We start from the raw sequence: 23,123 nt of genomic DNA, 5'->3' as shown, positions 1-23,123 counted from the left end.
CGACGTTCAACAGGGTTTAGGTGCTCGGCTGCGTCCAGCGCGAGCCGCCGAATGAGGCCAGCGCCTTGTCCCTGAGCTCCCGGAACTTGGACGACGCCTCGGCCAGCCGCTGGTCCCATTCGGCGTTCGGCACCTGGCCTTCAATGGTCTTGAAATAGACCTGCATCAGGCAGGCGATGGCGAAGGGTTCGATGAATGCCGCCTTGAAGGCCCAGGCCAGCAGGATCGCCAGCACGAAGGCCCAGCCGCCGAGCTGCCCCGGAATGAACCACATGATGGCGGCGGCCGGCGCCAGCATAAGCAGGAAGATGACGAAGGACACGCCCCACATGATCACCGCCAGCCAGACGGCGTTCTTGACCATGGTCTTGCCGTTCTGGGCATAGAGCACGACGCCTTGCCGCGCCGTCTCGAAGGGCGAGGACGAGTTGATGCGGATGTTGTAGCCGAGGATGATCTCGTCGACATAGGTCAGCGACAGGCGGATGACCGTGTTGATGAAAGCGACCAGGCCGCCGAGACCCGGAATGGGCAGGAAGGCAGCGATGCCGCCGATCAGACCCGTGATGGCGCGGATGGCGCCCTTGACCAGCTGATCGAGCACGAAAAGGATGTTGGCCTCGGCGAAACGCTCCTTCACCACATCCTTGGCGTAGGCGATCTGGTCCTGGCCATTGGGGACGTCGCGGCCGTCAATCAGATGGACCATGACGGCGATATGGCCGGCCTTGACGACGTAGAGGATGTATTCGCGGATCCAGTAGAGCGCGATAGAAACGACGCCAATGCCGACGATGCCGCCCCAGAGTGCAAAGGACAGCGGCCCGTCAGGATCGGTGGAGATGTGGCCGACACCATAGCCGACGGAGGCGCCGCTGCCGGTCGCCACGATATAGGCCAGCGTGATGCCGAAATAGACGATCATGCGAAAGACGATGAACGGCCATGTCCTGATCATGATGGACACCGACCTGCCGATATCAAAGTCCCACATGCGCCCGAATCTCCCCTCAGAGATGGACGGCGAGGATGAACCCGGGCCGAGAATTGTCAATCTCGGCAAATGCCGGGTCTCGGCGGTGAGATTTCAGACCGGCTGCGGACCCTGCTTCTTCAGCAACCCTTCGAGCAGCTGTTTGAAGGCCGCCACCACCGTCTTCGATGTCGCTTCGGGGTCGTTCGAATTGGCGATGCGCTGCGCCGCCTGGCTGCTGGCGCCGTTGATCAGGCGCGCGGCGGTTTCGGGGTCGACGCCGGGCACGACCGTCCCCTCTTCCTGCAGTCTGGTCAGATGATCGGTCATTGAACCGACGCAGGCATTGGCATTCGGCCATTGCGCGGGATCCCCCAGCACGGCCGGGCCATCCCTGAACATGATGCGCTGGATTTCGGGCTCCAGCGCCATTTCGATATAGGTCGTGCATTCGTCGACGAAATGCTGCCAGCGGGTCGGCGCTTTCGACGCGATCTCATTTATGCGAACCGCCATCTCGCCGTCGATCTCGGCGATGACCGCCTGCAGCAGCCCCTTCTTGTCGCCGAAATGATGGTAGAGCGCGCCGCGCGTCAGCCCGGCCGAGGCGGTGAAATCGTCCATCGACGCCTCGGCATAGCCGATCGTACCGAAAGCATGGCGGGCCGCCGTGATCAGCTTGGCGCGCGTCTCGGCGATCATCTCCTTGCGGGGTCTGTGCATGGTTCTGGCCTTATTCACATACGCATCGTATGCCAATTGACATACGTCGCGTATGCATTATCTTACAGTCATACGCATCGTATGTAATTGTTGAATTGGCCTTTGTCGAGGAGCCCGCAATGCAAAACCCCTACGCCGAAATCTTTCGTGCCCCCGGAGCCAAGGGCTTTGCCAGCGCCGGCTTCCTGGCGCGCCTGCCGATCGCCATGGCGCCGATCGGCATTGTGGCGATGCTGTCGCAAACGCATGGCGAATACTGGCTGGCCGGCGCCGTCGCGGCGACCTTCGCGCTGAGCAATGCTTTCGTTGCACCGCAAATCTCACGGCTGGTCGACCGGCTCGGCCAGACGCGCATCGTTGTTCCCACCACCATCGTCACCGTGCTCGCCTTCGCCGTGCTGATTGCGGCGGCCAATCAGGACTGGCCGCTATGGACATTGTTCGTGTCGGCATTGGCGGCTGCCGCCATGCCCAGCATGCCGGCCATGGTGCGCGCGCGCTGGACCGAGATTTTCCGCGGCCGGCCGCAGATGAACACCGCTTTCGCCTTCGAGTCGGCTGCGGACGAACTCGTCTACATCGCAGGCGCATCGCTGTCGGTGGGCCTAAGCGCCGCCCTCTTCCCCGAAGCTGGTGTTCTGGTGAGCACGCTGTTCCTCGCCATCGGCTCGACAGCCTTCATCCTGCAGCGCTCGACCGAGCCGCAAGTGCGGCCGGTGGATCGTGTCACAAGCGGCTCGGCAATCCGGCTGCGGCCGGTGCAGATCATCACCTTTGCCCTGGTCTTCGTCGGCGCCACCTTCGCGACGACGGAAGTGAGCACGGTGGCGATCACCAAGGAACTCGGCCAGCCCGGCGCCGCCAGCCTCGTCATCGGCGTCTATGCGCTGGGATCGTTCGTGCTCGGCCTCGTCGTCGGCGCGCTCAACCTGAAGGCGCCGCTGCAACGCCAGCTGGCCATCGCGGTCGCCCTCGTCGCGCTCGGCACGCTGCTGCCGCTTACCGCCGGCACCGTGCCGCTGCTGGCGCTGACCGTGTTCGTCAGCGGCGTGGCGATTTCGCCGACCTTCATCACCGCTTTCGGCCTGATCGAGCGGCACGTGCCGGAAGCGATGCTGACCGAGGGCATCACCTGGGTCATGACCGGCATCGGCATCGGCATGGCGCTGGGCTCGTTTGCCGCCGGCGCGGTGGTGGATGAGTTCGGCGCCCGGAACGGGTTCTGGGTTTCGGTCGCTGCCGGCACTATCGCTCTGGTCACGGTGCTCGCCGGCCAGCGCAGCCTGGCCACCCATGAATGCGACCTGGATGGATGCGAGGCTGCCGCCGTTCCCGCGGAGTGACGTGGACAAGCATCCAGCCGTTTGTTTTCGATAGTGACGACGTTCGCGATTGGCTGAAGCCTCTACGCGGTCGTCATCCCAGGGCGAAGCAGGAGCGAAGCTCCGTCGCGGAGACCCTGGGATCCATGCCGCGACCAAAGGCGAAGGGTACAACGGAACAGTATCCTGCACCGTGGCGGCACGTGGAAGTCGCGGCATGGATCCTCGGGTCTGCGCCGCGTCGCTACGCTCCTTGCTTCGCCCGTGGATGACGAAGAGAGGGTGTTTTACGCCAATCTCCAAAGCATGCGATTGCTAGGTGCGGCTGGTTCCGATCCGCCAACCCGAAGCTTGGGATTAGATAATCTCCGTCTTTGCGATGTGTATGCCAAAGCCTTCGAGACCGACATAGTGGCGTTCGCGCGAGGCGATCAGATTGATCGAGGAAATGCCGAGATCCTTCAGGATCTGGGCGCCGAGGCCGATTTCGCGCCATTCGTTCTCGCGGCGGCGCGCCTCTTCATGGTCCTCGCGGTCGCCGCTCTGCGGCCGCTTGCGCTCCTGATGGGCGACGCCGACGGAGCCTTCTCTGAGGTAGACGATGACGCCGCGCTTGCGCTCGCCCATCGCCTTCATGATGCCGTCGAGCCGATGGCTGGTGCCGAAGACGTCGGTCACCACATCCTCGGAATGCAGCCGCACCGGGACGTCCTCGCCGTCGCGGATATCGCCGAAGACGATCGCGACGTGGTGCATGGAATCCCAGGGCAATGTGTAGGTGAAGACCTGCGCCTTGCCGCCGAGCGTGTCGATTTCGGAGCAGGCGACGCGCTCGACCAGCGTTTCCTTGCGCTGCCGGTAGGCGATGAGGTCGGCAACCGAAACCTGCTTAAGGCCATGTTCTTCGGCAAAGCTTGCCACCTGCGGGCCGCGCTTGACGGTGCCGTCGTCGTTGACCAGTTCCGAAATCACGCCGACCGGCGGCAGGCCGGCGAGCTTGCACAGGTCGACCGCGGCTTCGGTATGGCCCGAGCGCATCAGCACGCCGCCTTCGCGGGCGATCAGCGGAAAGATGTGGCCGGGACGGACGAAATCCGAACCGCCGACATTGCCGTTGGCGAGGTTGCGCACGGTCAGCGTGCGGTCGTCGGCCGAAATGCCGGTCGTGGTGCCATGTTTGAAATCGACGCTGACGGTAAAGGCGGTGGTGTGGGCGGAATCATTGTCGGCGACCATCGGCGACAGGTTCAGGCGCTTCGCCTCCTCGCGCGGCATCGGCGTGCAGACGATGCCGGAGGTGTGGCGGATGATGAAGGCCATCTTCTCCGGCGTGCAATGCACGGCGGCAACGATCAGGTCACCCTCATTCTCGCGTCCGTCATCGTCCATGACGACAACGATCTCACCGCGCTCGAAAGCGCGGAGGGCTTCGACGATTTTCTTCTGATCGTAAGGCATGGACGCTCGCTTCGCTCGCAGGGCAGTAGGGGAATAGGGCAGTAAGGCAGTAGGGAAAAGAAAAATCTGGCTGTGTTCGGCGGGCTGCGTTGCATATTGCCCTACTGCCTTACTGCCCTATTCCCCTCCCTTTCCCGTCTGTCCTCGATGCCGCAGATAATGATCGGCGATCGCGCAGGCAACCATGGCCTCGCCGATCGGCACGGCGCGGATGCCGACGCAGGGGTCGTGGCGGCCCTTGGTCATGACATCGACGTCGTTGCCGTCCTTGTCGATGGATTTGCGTGGCGTCAGGATCGACGAGGTCGGCTTGACGGCGAAACGGGCGATAATCGCCTGGCCGGTCGAGATGCCGCCCAAAATGCCGCCGGCATTGTTGGACAGGAAGACAGGCTTGCCGTCATTGCCCATGCGCATCTCGTCGGCGTTCTGTTCGCCGGTGATGCGGGCGGCTTCGAAACCATTGCCGATCTCGACGCCCTTGACGGCGTTGATCGACATCAGGCCGGACGCAATGTCCTGGTCGAGCTTGGCGTAGATCGGCGCGCCGAGGCCGGCCGGCACGCCGTCGGCGACGATTTCGATCACCGCGCCCACCGAGGAGCCGGATTTGCGGATGCCGTCGAGATAGCTGGTGAAGACCGGAACCGAGGCCGGATCCGGGGTGAAGAACGGGTTTTCTGCGTCGCCAATAAAATTCCAGTTCCAGTTGGCGCGGTCGATGGATTTCTCGCCCATCGAGACCAGCGCGCCGCGCACCACCATGCCGGGCACCACCTTGCGGGCAAGCGCGCCGGCAGCCACGCGCGCTGCCGTCTCGCGCGCCGAGGAACGACCGCCGCCGCGATGATCGCGCACGCCGTATTTGACGTCATAGGTGTAGTCGGCATGGCCCGGCCGGTACTGGCGGGCGATCTCGCCATAGTCCTTGGAGCGCTGGTCGACATTCTCGATCAGCATCGAGACCGGCGTGCCGGTGGTGATCATCGTCTCGCCATCCTCGTCGAGGATGAAGCCGGACAGCACCTTGACTTCATCCGGTTCGCGGCGCTGCGTCACAAAACGTGACTGGCCGGGACGGCGCTTGTCGAGTTCGGCCTGGATTTCGGCCCGCGTGAAGCGGATGCCGGGCGGGCAGCCGTCGACGACGCAGCCGAGCGACGGGCCATGGCTTTCGCCCCAGGTGGTGACGCGGAAGAGATGGCCGAACGTGTTGTGAGACATGGATTTTAGCCCTGCCCGGCATGAGAGCCGGCTTAAGCCTGCCTTCTATTGGCGTTTTCCACAGGGGTCAAACTGTGATCTGGCGGTTTTAGTTTTGACACATTCGGTTGGTTTCTGCTCTCTTCCATCCGCCCGTTGAAAGCTCGCCGCTACCTGTGCAGGCGCAATGACAAAGAGGACGACGATGCGTACCCTGATTGGCGCTGCTGCCGCCATGTTGCTGATTTCCACTGCCGCCTATGCCGGCCAGACCGAAGGCCTGATCAAAAAGGTCGACAAGGACGCACTGACGCTGACGCTGGAGGACGGCAAGTCCTACAAGCTCAATGCCGAAACCGATCTCGACTCGCTAAAGCCCGGCATGGATATCGTGATCGCCTATGACGTGACGAATGGCGAGAACGTCGTCACCGACATGGAACTGCCTGATACTGAGTAAGGCCGGCACCGAGCAAGGCCGGCACCGAATAGGACCAGCATCGAACAGGGTTTTCGACCTGCGGACAAAACAGGATAGACGTCCTGTTTGTTCGCCGCTCGATGCTCCGGCTATCTCTTTGATTCATGCAATTCCGGACGGAAAACCGTTTCACACTTTTTCTGGAATTGCTTAGCCTAAAGCCACTCCAGGCGCCCGTCTTGCAGCCTGAGCACGCGGTCCTGCGGCACCTCCAGCCTCGCCGCTTCGTCTTCGGAAACGCCTTCCACCATCCGAAACAGGGTCCGCACGACGCCGCCATGCGTGACGCAGACCGTCTGGCGATCCAGCGCTTCGAACCACGGCTTCACCCGTTCGAGCAGCATCTGGTAGCTTTCGGCGCCCTCGCCCGGCGGCTGGAAATTCCATTTGTTGCGCCGGCGCGGCTTGACCGAGCCGGGGCTGCGCGCCTCGAGTTCGGCAAAGGTGAACCCCTGCCAATCGCCGAAATGCACCTCGACCAGGCGCGGGTCGGTACGAAAGGCGTCGGGATCGAGCTGCATTGCCAAGCGTAGCCGCTGCATCGTCTCGCGCGTCCGCTTCATCGGGCTGGCGACAAAGTCGAAATCTTCGGGCTTCTGGATCAGTTCGGCCAGGCGTCGTCCGTTGCGGGTCGCCTGCTCGCGGCCGAGTTCATTGAGATCGGTGTCGGCCTGACCTTGCAGCCGGAACTCGGCATTCCACTGCGTCTGGCCGTGGCGCACGATATAGACGAGCGGAACCATCAGGTCTTCCGGAAAGCAGGACAGACGGGCAGAGATTGTGGCAGGACTATTCCTTGACGGTCGAAATATCCGGCGCGTCGACCGCTTTCATGCCGACGACATGGTAGCCGGAATCGACATGGTGCACTTCGCCGGTGACGCCACGCGACAGGTCGGACAGGAAGTAGACGCCGGAATCGCCGACTTCTTCCTGGGTGACGGTCTGCTTCAGCGGTGAATTGTATTCGTTCCACTTCAGGATATAGCGGAAGTCGCCGATGCCGGAAGCGGCCAAGGTCTTGATCGGACCAGCCGAGATGGCGTTGACGCGGATCTTCTTGCCGCCGAGATCGACGGCGAGATAGCGAACGCTGGCTTCGAGCGCGGCCTTGGCGACACCCATGACGTTGTAATGCGGCATCACTTTTTCGGCGCCGTAATAGGTCAGCGTCAGCAGCGACCCGCCATCGGTCATCAGCGCTTCGGCACGCTTGGCGATGGTGGTGAAGGAATAGACCGAAATGTCCATGGTGCGCAGGAAATTGTCGCGAGTCGTCTCGACATAGCGGCCGGTCAGCTCGTCCTTGTCGGAAAAGGCGATGGCATGGACGAGGAAGTCGAGCTTGCCACCCCAATGCTTGGCGACATTGGCGAAAACCTCGTCGAGGCTCGCCGGGTCGGTGACATCGCAATGGCCGGCGACAAAGGCGCCCAATTCCGCCGCCAGCGGCTCGACGCGCTTCTTGAACGCCTCGCCCTGATAGGTCAGCGCGATCTCGGCGCCGTGGTCGACGCAGGCCTTGGCGATGCCGTAGGCGATCGATCTGTTGTTGGCGACGCCCAGTATAAGCCCGCGCTTGCCGGCCATAAGGCCCTGTCCACCCGCCATGTCAGCGCTCTCCGAAAGATTTTCTGCTTTGGAGTGCCTATCGCACAGGCAGAAAGGCGCATCAAGCGCAGACGGGCCGCGCGTTCAATTCAGACACTCGGCAAACAGCGATTGGGGGTGTGTAACGTGTTTGTGAGCTTCAATGCCTCACTGCGGCCAGCGCGCCTCGACGGCCCAGGCCGCGACCGACCAGCCGAATCGGCTGGTTGGCACCGGATGCGGCCCTATTCCGTCACTTTGCGCCAGGGAATGAGCATGCCCACCTGCTTGCGGTAGAGGCGGTACTGATCGCCGAACATCGCGACGAGATCGCGTTCCTCGAGGAAGATGCCGAGCAGGATGTAGCCGGTGCTGCCTGCAGCAAATAGAAGATGGCCCGATGTCATGGACGGCGTCGCCCAGAAGGCCAGGAGAAAGCCGACATAGATCGGGTGCCGGATCCTGGAATTGCCCTGGCAGGCGAAATGCAGCCGCGTCAGCCCTTACGGCCGCGCATCAGCGCTTCGAGCTCGCTGTCGCCACCTTCCGGCAGCATGATGCGGACATGGGCGTAGAGATCGCCATGGCCGCCGGTCTTTTCCGGCAAGCCCCTGCCCTTCAGCCGCAGAACCTTGTCCGAACTCGACCAGGCCGGGACATTGACCGCCAGCCTGCCGGTCGGCGTGTCGACCGGCACCTTGGCGCCCAGCACCGCATCGGCCAACGCTACCTCCAGATCGGCATGCAGGTCGCGACCTTCGATGCGGTAGCGCGAATGCCTGCGGATGTGGATCTTGACCAGTGCATCGCCCGGCTGTCCCGGTCCTTGCTCGCCCTGGCCCTTCAGCCGGATGGTCTGGCCCTCCTCGACATAGACCGGCAGCTTGACCGCGATCTTGCGGCCGTCTGGGAACATGGCCGTCACCTTTTCGGCGGTCGCCATCTCCTCGATGGTGACGTCGAGCGTCACGTTGAGGTCCGCTGCCTGCAACGGCTGACGGCGGTCGCCGGCGCCGCGCGCGCCGGAAAAAGCGTCGCCAAAGATCTGGCTGAAGATGTCGCTGTTGCCGTCGAACGGATCGCCACCCGGACGGCCCGAGCGGAATTCGAAGCGCGAGCCGCCGGCGCCCTGCTGGCGGCGAAAGCCGCCAAACGGATCGCCGCCACCGGCTGCGCCCTCAAAACCCTGGAATTTCGGCTTGCCGTCGGCGTCGATCTCGCCGCGGTCGAACGCCGCACGATTCTTCTCGTCGCCAATGACCTCATAGGCCTGGTTGGCCGCCGCAAACCGGTCCTTCGCCTTGGGATCATTCGGATTCTGGTCCGGATGATGCTTCTTGGCGAGTTTGCGGTAGGCCGATTTTATGTCCTTGGCCGATGCGTTCTTGGCAACGCCCAGCACCTCATAGGGGTCGCGCATACGTCCTGCCCTGGAAAAAGAGTGAATCCATGTTGCCCCCTATATGCGCTCGCATAGGAAGAAATTCCAGTAGCGCAAAGGCTTATCGACGGCTGAAATTGCGGCGCCTGCGATGGCTTGAGAATCAGAGGGGCTTAAAGTCCTGCATGTGCCAGCCGCCGGCGCCGGCCATGCACAATTCACCCTTGAACAAAGCGACGCCGTCGAAGCTTTCGCGCGAGGCGGTGAAGCTGCGGCAGGTCTGGCCATTGTCCTGCAACTCGGCGAGTTCCGTGATGGAGCCGCGCGAGCCGGTACCGGCATTCGCCCACGGCACGGCCTGGCCGCGAAGCTCCTCTATGTCGGCTGAAGAGACCGCATTGCCGATGGTGGTCTGGTCGGAAGCGTTATCGGCGTCCGTCGATGTCGCCTGCGCCGGCGCGCTCGAGGTGACGATGGAGCGGTCGACCTCGGCTTTTTCCAGGCTGAAGCCGCCGGCGCCGCAGGCGGCAAGCGGCAAGGCGACGATCACGATCACGGCTTTCGAACTGGCCGAAGCGAAAGCGCTCCATTGCCTGCTGTCAAAAGCTTGCGCGATACGCGACAATCGGCAACCTCCTGAGATTCGAGACAATTTGAGAAAAACTATGAGTGACACCGAGTTAACAACTGGTGACTTTACCGAGGCCGCCGAGCCGTTCCGGCTCTTTGCCGCCTGGCTGGAGGACGCCAAAAAAAGCGAAATCAACGACGCCAACGGCGTCGCGCTGGCAACCGTCGATGCCGACGGCATGCCGGATGTGCGTATGGTGCTGCTCAAGGGGTTCGATGAAAGCGGTTTTGTCTTCTACACGAATTTCGAGAGCGCCAAGGGCCGCGAGCTTCTTGGCAGCATGAAGGCGGCGATGTGCTTTCACTGGAAATCGCTGCGGCGCCAGGTGCGCATCCGCGGTCCGGTGGAGATCGTCAGCGACGCGGAGGCGGACGCCTATTATGCGACGCGGCCGCGCGGCAGCCGCATCGGCGCCTGGGCTTCGAAACAGTCGCGGCCGCTGGAAAGCCGCTTTGCGCTGGAGAAAGCGGTGGCCGAATACACGGCGCGCTACCCTATCGGTGAGATCCCGCGGCCAAAGTACTGGTCGGGCTTCCGCATCGTGCCGCAGGCGATCGAGTTCTGGCACGACCGGCCGTTCCGGCTGCACGACCGCCTGGTCTTTTCGCGCAATGCCGAAGGCGGCTGGGACAAGACGCGGCTTTACCCCTGACGCTTGTGAAATGGCGCAGCGATCCTAAGCTGATCTGGCTGCAAAGGGAGAATCCAATGAGCCTGTTCCTGGCCTTTCTCGGTGTCTCTTTCATCGTGCTTGCGACGCCCGGTCCCGACACCGCCATCACCATCCGCAACACGCTGCTTGGCGGCCGTGCGGCCGGCGTCTTCACCGCGCTCGGCATCTCCAGCGGCCAAACGATCTGGGCGCTGGCCACCAGCGCCGGTATCGTCGCCCTGCTGGTCGCCTCGGAGCCGCTATTCCTTGCGGTCAAATATGCGGGTGCCGCCTATCTCGTCTATCTCGGCTTCAGGGCGCTGCAGGAGGCGCTTTGGCCCTCCCGCCAGCAGGACATGGCTGAAGTCACGAGGCCGGCACGGCGGCTGACGGCGGCGACCGCCTACCGCCAGGGGCTAATCAGCGATCTCGGCAATCCCAAAATGGCAGTGTTCTTCGCCAGCCTGCTGCCGCAATTCGTACCGCCCGGCGGGGAAAGCTTCGCGGCGCTGCTCGGTCTCGGCGTGGTGTTCGCCGTCATGACCTTCACCTGGCTGGCGCTCTATGCAACGGTCGTCGCCAAAGCGGGGGATTTCCTGCGCCGGCCATCGATCCGCCGCACCATCGAAGGCGTGACCGGAATTGTGCTGGTCGGCTTGGGCATCCGCATCGCGACCGAACACCGGTAGCGGCTCATCCGTCCAGGCGGCATCAGACGCCATGACCATGCCGCCATCTGCGGTGGGTTGAATGGTGCGATGATCCGGGAATCCCGGCGACAGCGTGGGAGATCAATCCTTTTCCAGCCGGAACAGCAGGAAATGCGGCCGCTCGCTGGCAACGCCGAGCGCCGGCCTGATCGACTTGGTCGCCTCCTTCGGCACCAGGAACGTCTCGCGCAGATTGAGCGTATCGCCGGTCTTGGCGCCGGAGAAGATCGCCGAAATGCAGGTCTGCACATTGTCCGGCGTTCTCAGCGAGACAATGGACGTCGGCGACCAGCGCCGTCCCTCGGCATCGATCAGCATCACCTTGCAGCCAAGCCATAGCTTCTGCAGGTCGGGATCGCCCACGGTCACCGAAAAATCGGCCAGCACCGGTACGGAATCGGGCGGCAGGTTCTTCATGCCGAAGGCGCCGCGCAGATCGGTCAATTTCCAATCGCTGCCGCCGAAATGCGCGCTCTGGCCCCAGGCGACGCGGCGCGGATAGAGATCATTGTCGGCCAGCAGCGCCTTGACGCTGTCATAGGCTTCGACAGCCAAGGTCAGAGGGATGAGCACAAGCAGCGCCCAAAGGCTGCGGCGGCGCCATTTCCGCTCGCCGAGGCCATTGTCCTGAACCATATCCTGCGCGGTCATTTCGCTTGTCCGTCAATCGGCTGGGTCAGATCGAGCGTGTCGACGGTTGCTGCTGGCATGCCGTCGGACAAGGCAGCGACCGGCCCAATCGAAATCTCGGCCTGCGAATCGAGGGCCGCCATCAGCTTGCTCGAGATGAGTACCGTCGCGTTGCCGACCTCCTCCGGCCTCACCTCGAAGACCAGCCTTGCCTTCGTCGGCAGACCGGGATCGACAGTGGCCGGGAGAAAGCCGTTGTTGATGAAGGACAGCCGCTCGGTGTGGTCGTAAGTCAGCCCCGTTGGTCCGCGCCAGGAGGCAACCGCAACTGATGTCGATTCGGCTCTGGCCGCGAACGCCACCGTCACCACCGCCCAGACGCCGCCGGTGGTCAGCACCTTCGTCTCGCCGAACCGGTCCGTCTTGAGCTTGCGTGCAAACTCCAGCTTTTCGGCGCGAACCTCGAAGCTGCGGCCGATGATGGTATCGCCCAGCTTGCCCCGCACAGGGATAGGACCGATCAGATCGCCATAATGCGGCTTCGATATCTGCAAGCCGTAGCAGAACGCCACGGCGACAAGCAGCAAAACGAGATTGGCCAGTCTGCGCATCATGGCTGGCCTCCAGTATCGGGTGCGACAGGAATCGTCAGCGTGCCGACCGGGCTCGGATTGAACCAGCCGGGCAGGCCGTAAAGGTTGTCGCGCTGTTTGTAGGTCTTGCGGATGACCGTCAGGCCGAGGCTTGCCGGGGCTGCCGCACCATCCGGCAGCTCCCAGATATAGGCCATGCGCTCCGGCATGCCGGGATGCAGTTCCGGCGACAGTGTCTCGTCGCGCGTCAGAACGATGTAGGGTTTTGTTGCCGGGTCGAGCAGCGGCCGGGTTGCCTGGAGGAGCTCGAAATAATCCTTCGTCGATTGGGCCGTGCGGTTGGTCATGTCGACCTCGAAGACCAGCGCCTTCGTCCCCGGCTTTCGCAAGGTGCCATAGACATATTTTTCTGCGCTGACATAGGCCTTCACCGGCCGCAGCAGCCATTGCCCGGTTTCGATCGGGCCGGCAGGAGCCAGAACCGGTACTTGCGCATGCCTTGCCCCGAAGGCGCCCAGCACGCCGGCAAACGCAATCGCCGCCGCCGTGCCGATGCCGGCGGCGAGCCATGCTTTCAGCTTGGAGCGGGCGGTCTCAAGCATCTTGCGCCGCTCCCGCCGGCCCGGCCGGTTGCGCCATCTCGCCGGTCTGGCGCTTGGGCAGCGCGAAGGCCGTTTCGAGGATCGCGGCGAGGAAGCATATGCGCAGCGGCTCGACCAGAATGCCGGTCGAAGAATCCTGGAAGGCGCTGCCGAACAGCAGCGAGACGCCCTCGGACAGCACCTGCCAGGTATCGAGGTCGTGCGGGCCGATGAGGCGGGTCGCGCCCAGCCACGCCCAGGCCGCCAACCAGTCGATGAGACGGTAGCCGACGATAAGCGTGACGATGAGCACGAGGCCGGAGCTCAACGTCAGGCGCACGCCATTGGCGATCGGCAGATAGCGCGAGCGATAGCCTGAGATGAAGTGCTCGACGAAGTCGCGCATGAATTTCGGAATGGTGCGATAGCGGGCGCCCAGGCGCTCGACCCGTTCGTGCGTGCGCAAGAACTCCTTGTCGTCGCGCACGTCATAGCCATAGATCAGCGCCGTCATGACCAGCCAGATCACCGGCAGCAGCATGAAGAAGAACAGCGCGATGAGCTTCGTTGTCGTGTCGATGGAGGTGACCTCGACAGGCACCATCGGCTTGGCCAGCGCGGTGGAAACAGGATTGGCCAGGCCATCGGCCGCCGCCTGAAGTGCGGAAAAAATGTTGCGGCTCATGATCCAGCCGACAATGTCGTCCTTCCAGCGCGAGATGACGTAGAGACCGACGAAGATCCAGTTGGTCTCGCAGATCACCACGACGATCTGCCAGAAGGACTTTGCCCCGCCGCGTTTCTGCATCGCCTGGGCCAGACGCCTGACCAGCCAGGAGATGACGACGGAAAACACCAGCCAGCGGGAATCCAGCACGTCGAGCACATTGCCCGCGCCCTCGCCGAATGGCGCCATGTCGAGGGTGACGCGCGAATATTGCCGCACCGTATCGCCCAGAAAGCCCCAGGCGGCGTAGTAGGCGAAGAAGGGCAAGAGCGCGACGCTGACCATGCGTGCCAACCGCGTGGTGCCGGTGCTCGTTTCGGCACCTGTCTCGCCGGACGCCTGTCCACTAGCCGCCTGTTGCGCGGCACGGATCGCCGGCAGGCCGGGAAGCAGCGTCTGGAACATAGCGACAGTGACGATGAGCTGCGTGAGCGCTACAAGCGTCAGCAGCGCCAGCCCGGCCATATGGTTGAGGAAGGCGGTGCGCGCGGCGATCTGCATGAACAGATCGCTGCCGACAATGCCCAGCAGCACCATGGCGACCAGTTGCGGCCAGAAGCGCCACCAGAGCCTGAACGTCAGGCCGAGCGGCTTCACAACATCGGCAAGCATTGGACGCTCAATCCGTCAATGCAGGCCTCTTGGTATCTCGAAGGTTGCATTGCTGGCAGCGACGTTGCGGGCCATGTCCTCTCCACTGACTAGAGCTGTTTACCGTTTCGCGGAAACGGCAAACCGCTCTATTTTCTTAGCTTTGACGCAATTCCGGACGGAAAACCGCTTCACACTTTTCCTGGAATTGCTCTGGACCCCCGCCCGCCGGATTTGTGAGATAGGGCGTGAAAACCGCAGTGTACAGATCAAAAAATCGCGTCTGACGCGCGTTTCGCTCGAAGCTGCCACAAGCTGACAGTGCCGTGAGATCAGCTTGCTTTCTTGCGCGTCATGAACGCGGTCAGCGCAGCGCGCGCTTCATCGGACTTCAACCGTTCGAAGAAATGCCCGCTCTCCACCTTGATGCGGGCGAGAAGCTCATCGCGCGGGGCGCGCATCAGATCGCGGGCGATCTTCAGTGCCTCAGGCGGCTTGGCGGCGATTGCGCCGGCCGCCGCCAGCACCGTGGTTTCGAGCGCACTCTCCTCGACCACCTCGTAGATCAGGCCGGCAGCCTTGGCGCGTTCGGCTGAAAAGCCTTCGCCGAGGCCGAGCAGCGCGAAAGCGCCCTGACGGCCGAGGATTTGCGGCGCAAGTAGGCTGGAACCTGCCTCCGGCACCAGGCCGAGATCGACGAAGGGCGTGCGGAACACGGTGCGCGGCGTGGCAAAGGTCAGGTCGCAATGCAGATTGAGCGTGGTGCCGATGCCGACCGCAATGCCATCGACGCCCGAGACCAACGGCTTCTCGGTTTTGGCCAGCGCCATCAGGAAGTCCCAGACTTCGTTGCCGCCCTCGCCGCCGGTGGCGATGACCAGGAAATCGGCGAGATCGTTGCCGGCCGAGAAGGCGCCGGGCACGCCGAGGAAGACGTGGACGCGGACCGCCGGATCGGCGTCGCCTTCGGCCAGCGCCTCGGACATTATCGCGTACATGGCGCGCGTGAGCGCGTTCTTCTTGTCCGGGCGGTTCATGCGGATGATCTGAATGGCGCCCTGGCGCTCGACGAGAATATGGTCTGTCACGGTCATTTTTCCCTGGTGAGCGCTTTAAGTATTCAGGCTGATATCAGCGTCTTGCCGGCGGCGGCGAGGCTTTCGGCGCCATCGATGACGCGGTCCTTCAAGGCGCTGACTTCGCCAAGCAGGTTTTCGGCAAAGAAGCGGCAAAGGGCGATGCGGTTTTGCTCGGCAAGTCCGCCACGCGCCAGATAGGCGCCGCCGGCGGCAAGCGAGATCAACCTGAGATAGGGCGTCGCACCCGCCTGCGCTTCGTCGAGGCGGCCTTCGACCAGCAACTTCTGCAGGAAGCGCGTCGCCTCGGTCAGATCGTCGAGTGCGCGATCGAGAGCCTCGGCGGTGCGGCCGAACCCTTGCAGGTTCGAGGTCCGCACTTCATCGGCTATTCGCTTCAGTTCGGCGATGTAGCCATGCACATGCTCGCCGCCGCCGAGCGGCAGTTTGCGCGCCACCAGGTCGATCGCCTGGATGCCGTTGGTGCCTTCATAGATCGGCGCGATGCGGGCGTCGCGATAAAGGGCTGCGGCGCCGGTCTCCTCGATAAAACCCATGCCGCCATGCACCTGGACGCCGAGCGAAGCGACATCGACGCCGACATCGGTGGAAAAGGCCTTGGCTAACGGCGTCAGCAGATTGGCGCGGTCGCGCCAATGCCCTGCCTCCTCGCCCGATGAGATCCGCGCCAGGTCGATGGCATGCGCGCAGGAATAGGAGATGGCGCGCGCGATCTGGGTCAGCGCCTTCATGGTGAGAAGATTGCGCTGCACGTCCGGGTGATGGACGATCGGCGCCATGCCGGCGCCGGCATAGTCCGACGCCTTGCCCTGGCGGCGCTCATTGGCATAGGCGATCGCCTTCTGCGTCGCGGCTTCGGCCACTGCCACGCCCTGCATGCCGACGCACAGCCTGGCGTTGTTCATCATGGTGAACATGCAGGCGAGCCCCTTGTTCTCCTCGCCGATCAGCCAGCCTATGGCGCCGGGCGTCGCGCCGCCAAAACCGTCGCCATAGATCATGGTGCAGGTCGGCGAGGCATGGATGCCGAGCTTGTGCTCGAGGCCCGAACAGAAGACGTCGTTGCGGGCGCCGAGCGACCCATCGTCATTGACCAGGAATTTCGGCACCAGGAACAACGAAATGCCGCGCGTGCCGGCCGGCGCATCCGGCAGCCGCGCCAGCACCAGATGGAGGATGTTGTCGGTGAAATCGTGCTCGCCATAGGTGATGAAGATTTTTTGGCCGAAGATGCGGTAGGTGCCGTCGCCGGCAGGTTCGGCGCGGGTACGCAAGGCAGCGAGATCGGAACCGGCCTGCGGCTCGGTCAGGTTCATCGTCCCCATCCATTCACCGGAGACGAGCTTTGCCAGATATTTGGCCTTGAGCGCTTCGGAGGCATGCTTGTCGAGCGCCTCGACGGCGCCCATGGTCAGCGTCGGGCCGATGCCGAAGGCCATGGCGGCGGAGTTCCACATTTCGAGCGCGGCGACGCCAAGCATGGTCGGCAGGCCTTGGCCGCCGAATTCTTCCGGTCCCGACAGCGCGTTCCAGCCGCCGTCGATCCAGCTGCGGTAGAGCGCCTTCCAGCCGGGCGGCGTGGTGACGGTGGCATCCTTCAGCACCGCGCCGTGCTCGTCGCCGATCTTGTAGAGCGGCGCGACCTCTTCGCTGGCGAAACGGCCGGCCTCGGCCAGGATGGCGTCGACAAGGTCTTCGCCGAGATCGCCGAACGCGCCGCTGTCGAGCGCCGGTTTGAGGCCGGCGACATGCTTCAGCGTGAACGAAATGTCGTCGACGGGCGCCTTGTACATGCCGCTTTCTCCTCCGCTGCTCGCCCTCCTCGATCCTAGGACCCGGGACGACGCAAAACCATCCGCCTTTGGGCGGCCTCCGGCCTTCTTTTTACGTAAACGTCAAACTTTGTCACGCGGATTTTGCACTGACCTTCGTCACCTTGGCTGAAGCTTTCGCGACTTCGTCATTCTATGGCGGAATCGCGTGGTGAGCGGCGGAGCGGCCATCTCCCCCCTCGAGGGGGAGATGCCCGGCAGGGCAGAGGGGGGCGCGACGGAACGCTAACCTTTTTCACTTCTCAACCAGCCGGGACAAGCCTCTGGTTGCACTGCGATCGATTGAGAGGTCAGAGGGACAGCGCCCCCCTCTGTCCTACCGGACATCTCCCCCACGAGGATCGGATGTCGCGGAGGCTTTCGCCAACGCAATCCCGAAAGCACTTCCTTAACCATAGCAGTTCACCATCGGTGTTTGGTCAGCGGGGATTCCCTGTTTGAAAACGCCGGCGCATCTTCTTCGCCGCTCAGCGATCGCTCTCGCGGCGATGATGGCGCTGGGATCGGCGGCAAAAGCCTCGGACTTTTCCGAGCCGTGGCGGGACGGCGACCGCGCGCTGGTCGTCGACGCCTATGAATACAATTCCATCGACTGGTCGCAGCTTGCCACCGACAAGCGCATTGTCGGCTTCATCAACAAGGCCTCCGATGGACTGCCACCGCCCTATTTCTGCTATGGCGACGAGATTGCGATCAAACTCTGCAAGACATTGTGGAAACGCTATGCGGTGACGCGCGAGTTGTTCCAGACGCGCAAGGTGGTGGCCAAGGCGCTCGGCCTGAAATGGGGCGCCTATCATCTTGCCCGCCCCGGCAATCCGGTCGAGCAGGCCAACAATTTCATCGATTTCGCCGAACCGACGCCGGACGATCTCTTGGCCCTCGACCTCGAAGGCAATGATCCGACACAGTGGATGTCGCTGGAGGATGCCGAGGAATTCGTGCGCCAGGTGCATCGGCGTATCGGCCGTTTCCCGATACTCTATGCCAATGGCAAGACCGCCCAGTACATCGCCGACAACCGCTATCAGTATCGGCTCTTGTCGCGGCTGCCGCTCTGGTATGCGCGCTACAAACCCGACATCGACGTGCATTTTCCGATGGGCAACTGGCAGGGCTATGCGCTGTGGCAGTTTTCGGCGCAGGCCAATTGCGGCCGCCTGCGCTGTCCCTACCGGGTCGCCGGCACGCCCAACGACATCGATGTCAACGTCGCGCCGATGGATGCAGCCACGCTGCGCCAGCAATGGCCGTTCGGCGGCCTGATCAACGTGCCGCCGGACTATCTCGCCTCGATCCCGGTGCCGGTTTCGCGCGCGGCAGGGCTGGCCGGCAAAGTCACCATCACGTATGCCGATGTAGCGATGCCGCCGACTGTCGAGGAGATGGTGGCGGTGCTCGGCGCGCGCTGGCAGACATTCCGCGCCGCGTTCCGCATGCCAGTGGTCAAGACGGTGCCGCGCCGCGCGCGCTTCGGCATTGCCGAGTATGTCGCCTGGAAGCGGACCGCGTATCGCTCGGAGACCCTGCTCGAGGCCGCCTTCCCCCAAGCCGCCGACCCGGTCAGCACCGCATCGACGGAACTCGTTCGCGAGCGCTGAGATTATTCGACCGCGCCGGCCTTTTCCCGCGCCACCGCCTGCCAGCCTATGTCGCGGCGGCAAAAGCCCTGCGGCCAGTCGATGCGGTCGAGCGCGGCGTAGGCGCGGCTTTGCGCTTCACCGACCGTCTTGCCTGACGCGGTGATGTTGAGCACGCGGCCGCCATTGGCGACCAGCGCGCCGCCATTGATGGCGGTGCCGGCGTGGAAGATCTCAACGCCAGCGCCGGCGGCTTCGTCGAGGCCATGGATGACCGAACCTTTCTCCGGCGTGCCGGGATAACCCCGCGCCGCCATCACCACGGTGAGCGCCGCCTCGTCGCGCCAGCGCACAGAACTGTGCGCAAGCTGGCCGTCGACGGCGGCGTTGAGCAGCACCAAAAGGTCGTCCTTCAGCCGCATCATCAGCACCTGGCATTCTGGATCGCCGAAGCGGGTGTTGTATTCGATCAGCTTCGGCCCTTTGTCGGTGATCATCAGCCCGGCGAAGAGAATACCGGCAAACGGTGCGCCAAGCTCGGCCATGCCGCGCATGGTCGGCTCGACGATCTCGCGCATGGTGCGCTCGACCATCTCAGGCGTCATCACCGGCGCCGGCGAATAGGCGCCCATTCCGCCGGTGTTGGGGCCGATGTCGCCGTCGCCGACGCGCTTGTGGTCCTGCGCGGTGCCGAAGGGCAATGCTGTGGTGCCGTCGCACAGGCAGAAGAAACTCGCTTCTTCGCCGGTCATGAATTCCTCGACCACCACTTCGGCGCCAGCGTCGCCAAAGGCGCCGTCAAAACAGGCATCGAGCGCGGCGCGGGCCTCGTCCAGCGTCATGGCGATGGTGACGCCCTTGCCGGCGGCGAGCCCATCGGCCTTGATGACGATCGGCGCACCGACCTTTTCGACATAGGCCTTGGCTGCGGTCAGATCGGTGAAGCGGCCATAGGCAGCGGTCGGGATATCGTATTTCGCGCAGAGGTCCTTGGTGAAGCCTTTCGAGCCTTCGAGCCGCGCTGCCCGCTTCGACGGGCCGAAGACGCGAATGCCCTGATCGCGCAGATCGTCGGCAATGCCGGCGACCAGCGGCCCTTCCGGCCCGACGACGACGAGGTCGATCGCGTTGTTCTTGCAGAAGGTTGCGGCAGCGGCATGATCGGCGATGTCGAGTTTGACCAGTTCGGCCTCGCGGGCAATGCCCGGATTGCCGGGCGCGGCATAGAGCTTGGTCAAGAGCGGCGAGGCCGCGAGCTTCCAGGCCAGGGCATGTTCGCGGCCGCCGGAGCCGATCAACAAAACGCGCATGCCGATGTCCCTTGTCATTTCACGACAGGGACTGCGCTATTGCGCCAAGCGCAGCGGGTCAAGAGTTTTACCTTGCGCGATGCCGGTTGCGCACGGGAACGTCGCGCGGAGGGCACAACGCTCCCGGCCGGATCAGCTCTGGTAGATGACGGGGAACCAGTCCTCACGCAGTTTCTGGCCGGGCTTCATGTCATGGCCGGGATAGGGCGGCGAGGTGCGGCCGGGGCGCTCGACATAGCGCGCGTCATCGCCGACCCAGCGCAGCGACAGCGCCCGGCGCCGTGCCGCCGTCAGATTGCCGCGCGCGCCATGCGCGGTGCGGAAGTCGAACAGAATGGCGTCGCCCGGCTCCATCTGCCATTCCAGCACCTTCAGCGACGGGTCCTTGTCGGGGTCGGGCACCGGCCGATAGTCGCCCTCGCCGGCGTAGAAATTGTCATCGTTCAGCCAGCGCACCGGCAGAACCATCTTTTCCCATTTGTGCGAGCCGGCGATCAGCCGCAGCGTCGCTTCCTTGACCGGGTCGATCGGGATCCAGAAGCTGACGGTCTGGCTGCCGTCGACGAAATAATACGGGATGTCCTGGTGCCAGGGCGTCGGCTTCTGCGTGCCGGGTTCCTTGACCAGCACGTGGTCGTGGAAGAACTGGGCGCTGCGCGACTGCATCGCCGCCGCCGCCAGCTCTGCGGCGGGTGAATTGCGCACCACATCGACGAATTCCGGAATGCGCTCCCAGTTGCAATAATCGTCGAAGAAGCTGCCCTTGCCATTGGCGATGTCAGACGCCGTGGCGCTGCGGTTCTGCATGTTGCGCTCGATGCCGGCGGCGATGGTGCCGACCCAGTCCTTGAAGGCGCCGCGTATGCAGACCGCGCCATCGCGCTGGTAATCGGCAATCGCTGCGGCATCGATATATCTGGCGGCCATCTCATGTCTCCCCTGTTGGATTGCCGACTATCGCAGCCGCCGCACATCGCGTAAAATAATAACTTCTCATCTCTCTTATAGCTTCAACCTATGAACCTGACCCTCACCCAGCTGCGCTATCTCGTTGCCGTCGCCCGCCACGGCAGCGTCACCGCTGCCGCCCGGATGCTGAACGTCTCACAGCCTTCGATTTCGGTGGCGATCGACAATGTCGAAGCGACGCTCGGCCAGAAACTGTTCGTGCGCCAGCGCGGCAGCGGCATCGCGCTCACCTCGTTCGGCCGCGGCGCGGTGGCGAAGGCGAAGCAGGTGCTGGCCGAGGCGGACGAACTGGTTGGGCTGGGGACGCGTGACGCCGATGTCGGCGGCGAGTTGGTGCTCGGCTGTTTCGAGGACCTCGCGCCCTATTTCGCGCCGGTGCTGATCCGCGCGTTTTCGCAACGCTGCCCGGCGGTCGCTGTCATCGTGCGCGACGAGACCTTCGAGACGCTGGGCCGGCGGCTCGGCGATTCCGCCATCGATCTCGGCCTGACCTACGATCTCGGCCTGCCCTCGCACTTCGCCCGCATCCTGCTGCATGAGCTGCGGCCGCACGCGCTTCTGCCGCAGGGCCACGCGTTGGCCAGCCAGGCGAGCGTCAGCCTGGCGGAGCTGGCGGCCCATCCGCTTGTCACCACCGACCAGCCGCACAGCTGGCAGCATATGCTGGACCTGTTCCTCAGCCGCGGCCTGTCGCCGGTCTCGCAATCGACGACGAGTTCATTCGAACTGCAGCGCAGCATGGTCGCCAACGGCTTCGGCGTCGCGGTGAGCTACACAAGGCCCTATGGCGACAGGAGTTATGACGGCCTGCCGCTGGTGTGCAAGCCGCTGTCCGACCCGCTGCCGATGCAGCGCATCATCCTCACCCATGACACAAGCCAAAGGCTGTCGAAGGCGGCGCTGGCCTTCATCGAGGTGGCGAAGGAATGGTTCGCCACGCACGATGTTTTCACCGCCTGAGCGACAATGCGAGCGCTTGACGGCGCTCGCTGCTGCTGCCACTCCAGCACGATGGAAACCATCCAGTCGAAAGCGGCTCAGGGCCGTGTCGCCGACGCGCCGAGCGGCCATTGGGTCTACAAGATACTGCCGCGCTGGCTGTGGCCTTATGCGCAGCTGGCCCGCTGGGACCGGCCAATCGGCTGGCAATTGCTGCTATGGCCCTGCTGGTGGTCGGCAGCGCTTGCGGCCAGCGCCTATCCCCGCCCCACCGACCCGCTGCTGACGCTGCTGCCGGCGCCCTGGTATCTGTTCCTGTTCTTTGTCGGCGCCGTCGCCATGCGCGGCGCCGGCTGCACCTACAACGACATTGTCGACCAGGACATCGACAACAAGGTCGAGCGCACCCGCTCGCGGCCGTTGCCTGCCGGCAAGGTGACGCGCCGCCAGGCCTGGGCGTTCCTGGTCATCCAGGCGTTGTTGGGTCTCGTCGTGCTGTTGCAATTCAACGACTTCGCCATTCCGCTCGGCATCGTCTCGCTGGTCATCGTTGCCGTCTATCCCTTCATGAAGCGCTTCACCAACTGGCCGCAATTCGTGCTTGGCCTGGCCTTCTCCTGGGGCGCACTGATGGGCTGGGCGGTCGAGTTCGGCGATCTCGATGGCCCGGCCATCATGCTCTATATCGGCTCGATCCTGTGGGTGATCGGCTACGACACCATCTACGCGCACCAGGACAAGGAAGACGACGCCATTGTCGGCGTACGCTCGACGGCGCGGCTGTTCGGCGACAACACCAAGACCTGGCTGGTCGGGCTTTATGGCGGCACGCTGGTCTGCTTTGCCATCGCCTTTGCCGCGGCGCAGGCGCCGGTGGTGGCGCTGGCCGGGCTAATCGCCGCCGGCGCGCATATGGCGCGGCAGATCGCGGTTCTGGATATCAACGATCCCGACCAGTGTCTGCGGCTGTTCAAATCGAACAACCAGGTCGGCTGGCTGATCTTCCTGGGCCTGATCGGCGGATCGCTGTGGGTGGCGCTGAAGCCGCTGGTTTAGTCTCCCTTCTCCCCGTCACTATACGGGGAGAAGGTGGCGGCAGCCGGATGAGGGGCAGCGCCAACCTTCGAGGCAAGGTGAAATTCGTTGAGGT

Annotated in this window: 23 protein-coding genes and 1 pseudogene; 7 read left to right on the top strand and 17 right to left on the bottom strand. The window is 63.7% G+C overall.

What is annotated here, in order from left to right; genetic code table 11:
* Positions 1-16 precede the first annotated feature (16 nt).
* Complete coding sequence (locus tag AC1D1L_RS14860; protein ID WP_477342355.1) at positions 17-994, bottom strand: hypothetical protein; 978 nt, start codon at positions 992-994, stop codon at positions 17-19.
* A gap of 93 nt (positions 995-1,087) precedes the next feature.
* The gene (locus AC1D1L_RS14855; RefSeq protein WP_477342353.1) at positions 1,088-1,696 is read right to left on the bottom strand and encodes a TetR/AcrR family transcriptional regulator; all 609 of its coding nucleotides are present in this window, start codon (positions 1,694-1,696) and stop codon (positions 1,088-1,090) included.
* Positions 1,697-1,815: 119 nt separating this feature from the next.
* Between AC1D1L_RS14855 and AC1D1L_RS14850 the strand changes: the two genes are divergently transcribed.
* Positions 1,816-3,039, top strand: coding sequence for an MFS transporter (locus AC1D1L_RS14850; RefSeq protein ID WP_477342351.1), 1,224 nt, complete (start codon positions 1,816-1,818; stop codon positions 3,037-3,039).
* Between the two features lie 336 nt (positions 3,040-3,375).
* On the opposite strand, the gene ribB is transcribed toward AC1D1L_RS14850, so the two are convergent.
* Both ribB and aroC read right to left on the bottom strand, forming a co-directional pair.
* On the bottom strand, positions 3,376-4,476 hold the full coding sequence (gene ribB, locus AC1D1L_RS14845; RefSeq protein WP_352560106.1) for a 3,4-dihydroxy-2-butanone-4-phosphate synthase: 1,101 nt from the start codon (positions 4,474-4,476) through the stop codon (positions 3,376-3,378).
* A 117-nt stretch (positions 4,477-4,593) separates the two neighbouring features.
* On the bottom strand, positions 4,594-5,700 hold the full coding sequence (gene aroC, locus AC1D1L_RS14840) for a chorismate synthase (RefSeq protein WP_477342349.1): 1,107 nt from the start codon (positions 5,698-5,700) through the stop codon (positions 4,594-4,596).
* Positions 5,701-5,884: 184 nt separating this feature from the next.
* Here aroC and AC1D1L_RS14835 point away from each other — a divergent pair, with 184 nt between their 5' ends.
* Positions 5,885-6,139 carry a DUF1344 domain-containing protein gene (locus tag AC1D1L_RS14835; protein ID WP_023747552.1) on the top strand — a complete coding sequence of 85 codons (255 nt, stop codon included), beginning with the start codon at positions 5,885-5,887 and terminating at the stop codon, positions 6,137-6,139.
* Positions 6,140-6,315: 176 nt separating this feature from the next.
* Here AC1D1L_RS14835 and AC1D1L_RS14830 read toward each other — a convergent pair whose 3' ends face one another.
* From AC1D1L_RS14830 to AC1D1L_RS14810, 5 genes and pseudogenes are all read right to left on the bottom strand, one after another.
* Positions 6,316-6,903: a histidine phosphatase family protein gene (locus tag AC1D1L_RS14830; protein WP_203279086.1), complete on the bottom strand. Its 588-nt coding sequence runs from the start codon at positions 6,901-6,903 to the stop codon at positions 6,316-6,318.
* A 46-nt stretch (positions 6,904-6,949) separates the two neighbouring features.
* Positions 6,950-7,771 (bottom strand): enoyl-ACP reductase FabI, encoded by an 822-nt coding sequence (fabI, locus tag AC1D1L_RS14825; RefSeq protein ID WP_352560112.1) that lies wholly within the window; start codon positions 7,769-7,771, stop codon positions 6,950-6,952.
* A 224-nt stretch (positions 7,772-7,995) separates the two neighbouring features.
* Positions 7,996-8,211, bottom strand: a pseudogene (locus AC1D1L_RS14820) (methyltransferase family protein); the annotation flags it as partial.
* A gap of 35 nt (positions 8,212-8,246) precedes the next feature.
* On the bottom strand, positions 8,247-9,170 hold the full coding sequence (locus AC1D1L_RS14815; RefSeq protein WP_477342346.1) for a DnaJ C-terminal domain-containing protein: 924 nt from the start codon (positions 9,168-9,170) through the stop codon (positions 8,247-8,249).
* A 124-nt stretch (positions 9,171-9,294) separates the two neighbouring features.
* Positions 9,295-9,756 (bottom strand): RT0821/Lpp0805 family surface protein, encoded by a 462-nt coding sequence (locus AC1D1L_RS14810; RefSeq protein WP_477342344.1) that lies wholly within the window; start codon positions 9,754-9,756, stop codon positions 9,295-9,297.
* A 40-nt stretch (positions 9,757-9,796) separates the two neighbouring features.
* Between AC1D1L_RS14810 and pdxH the strand changes: the two genes are divergently transcribed.
* Both pdxH and AC1D1L_RS14800 read left to right on the top strand, forming a co-directional pair.
* Positions 9,797-10,414 (top strand): pyridoxamine 5'-phosphate oxidase, encoded by a 618-nt coding sequence (gene pdxH, locus AC1D1L_RS14805; protein WP_352560118.1) that lies wholly within the window; start codon positions 9,797-9,799, stop codon positions 10,412-10,414.
* Between the two features lie 56 nt (positions 10,415-10,470).
* Positions 10,471-11,103: a LysE family translocator gene (locus tag AC1D1L_RS14800; RefSeq protein ID WP_477342342.1), complete on the top strand. Its 633-nt coding sequence runs from the start codon at positions 10,471-10,473 to the stop codon at positions 11,101-11,103.
* A gap of 102 nt (positions 11,104-11,205) precedes the next feature.
* Here AC1D1L_RS14800 and AC1D1L_RS14795 read toward each other — a convergent pair whose 3' ends face one another.
* The 6 genes from AC1D1L_RS14795 to AC1D1L_RS14770 all read right to left on the bottom strand — a co-directional run bounded on the left by AC1D1L_RS14795 (position 11,206) and on the right by AC1D1L_RS14770 (position 17,136).
* Positions 11,206-11,775 (bottom strand): hypothetical protein, encoded by a 570-nt coding sequence (locus AC1D1L_RS14795; RefSeq protein ID WP_477342340.1) that lies wholly within the window; start codon positions 11,773-11,775, stop codon positions 11,206-11,208.
* Positions 11,772-12,368 (bottom strand): hypothetical protein, encoded by a 597-nt coding sequence (locus AC1D1L_RS14790; protein ID WP_477342338.1) that lies wholly within the window; start codon positions 12,366-12,368, stop codon positions 11,772-11,774. The genes AC1D1L_RS14795 and AC1D1L_RS14790 overlap by 4 nt, the downstream gene beginning before the upstream one ends.
* Positions 12,365-12,949 carry a hypothetical protein gene (locus AC1D1L_RS14785; RefSeq protein WP_477342336.1) on the bottom strand — a complete coding sequence of 195 codons (585 nt, stop codon included), beginning with the start codon at positions 12,947-12,949 and terminating at the stop codon, positions 12,365-12,367. The genes AC1D1L_RS14790 and AC1D1L_RS14785 overlap by 4 nt, the downstream gene beginning before the upstream one ends.
* The gene (locus AC1D1L_RS14780; protein ID WP_477342334.1) at positions 12,942-14,267 is read right to left on the bottom strand and encodes a hypothetical protein; all 1,326 of its coding nucleotides are present in this window, start codon (positions 14,265-14,267) and stop codon (positions 12,942-12,944) included. Before AC1D1L_RS14780 ends, AC1D1L_RS14785 begins: the two co-directional genes overlap by 8 nt.
* A gap of 311 nt (positions 14,268-14,578) precedes the next feature.
* The gene (locus tag AC1D1L_RS14775) at positions 14,579-15,334 is read right to left on the bottom strand and encodes a crotonase/enoyl-CoA hydratase family protein (RefSeq protein WP_477342332.1); all 756 of its coding nucleotides are present in this window, start codon (positions 15,332-15,334) and stop codon (positions 14,579-14,581) included.
* A 32-nt stretch (positions 15,335-15,366) separates the two neighbouring features.
* Complete coding sequence (locus tag AC1D1L_RS14770; RefSeq protein ID WP_477342330.1) at positions 15,367-17,136, bottom strand: acyl-CoA dehydrogenase family protein; 1,770 nt, start codon at positions 17,134-17,136, stop codon at positions 15,367-15,369.
* Positions 17,137-17,663: 527 nt separating this feature from the next.
* Between AC1D1L_RS14770 and AC1D1L_RS14765 the strand changes: the two genes are divergently transcribed.
* Positions 17,664-18,776: a glycoside hydrolase family 25 protein gene (locus AC1D1L_RS14765; protein WP_477342563.1), complete on the top strand. Its 1,113-nt coding sequence runs from the start codon at positions 17,664-17,666 to the stop codon at positions 18,774-18,776.
* A gap of 2 nt (positions 18,777-18,778) precedes the next feature.
* Here the strand turns inward: AC1D1L_RS14765 and purD are convergent, their stop codons facing one another.
* Complete coding sequence (gene purD, locus AC1D1L_RS14760) at positions 18,779-20,065, bottom strand: phosphoribosylamine--glycine ligase (protein ID WP_477342328.1); 1,287 nt, start codon at positions 20,063-20,065, stop codon at positions 18,779-18,781.
* Between the two features lie 132 nt (positions 20,066-20,197).
* On the bottom strand, positions 20,198-20,992 hold the full coding sequence (locus tag AC1D1L_RS14755; RefSeq protein WP_477342326.1) for a phytanoyl-CoA dioxygenase family protein: 795 nt from the start codon (positions 20,990-20,992) through the stop codon (positions 20,198-20,200).
* Positions 20,993-21,082: 90 nt separating this feature from the next.
* Here AC1D1L_RS14755 and AC1D1L_RS14750 point away from each other — a divergent pair, with 90 nt between their 5' ends.
* Both AC1D1L_RS14750 and ubiA read left to right on the top strand, forming a co-directional pair.
* Entirely contained in the window at positions 21,083-21,994 is a 912-nt protein-coding gene (locus AC1D1L_RS14750) for a LysR family transcriptional regulator (RefSeq protein WP_477342324.1), read from the top strand.
* 51 nt (positions 21,995-22,045) lie between these two features.
* Positions 22,046-23,029, top strand: coding sequence for a 4-hydroxybenzoate octaprenyltransferase (gene ubiA / locus AC1D1L_RS14745; RefSeq protein ID WP_477342562.1), 984 nt, complete (start codon positions 22,046-22,048; stop codon positions 23,027-23,029).
* Positions 23,030-23,123 lie beyond the last annotated feature (94 nt).

It is taken from the genome of Mesorhizobium sp. P2_D6 (assembly GCF_056404315.1).
This window is presented reverse-complemented; position numbering and strand designations above follow the sequence as displayed.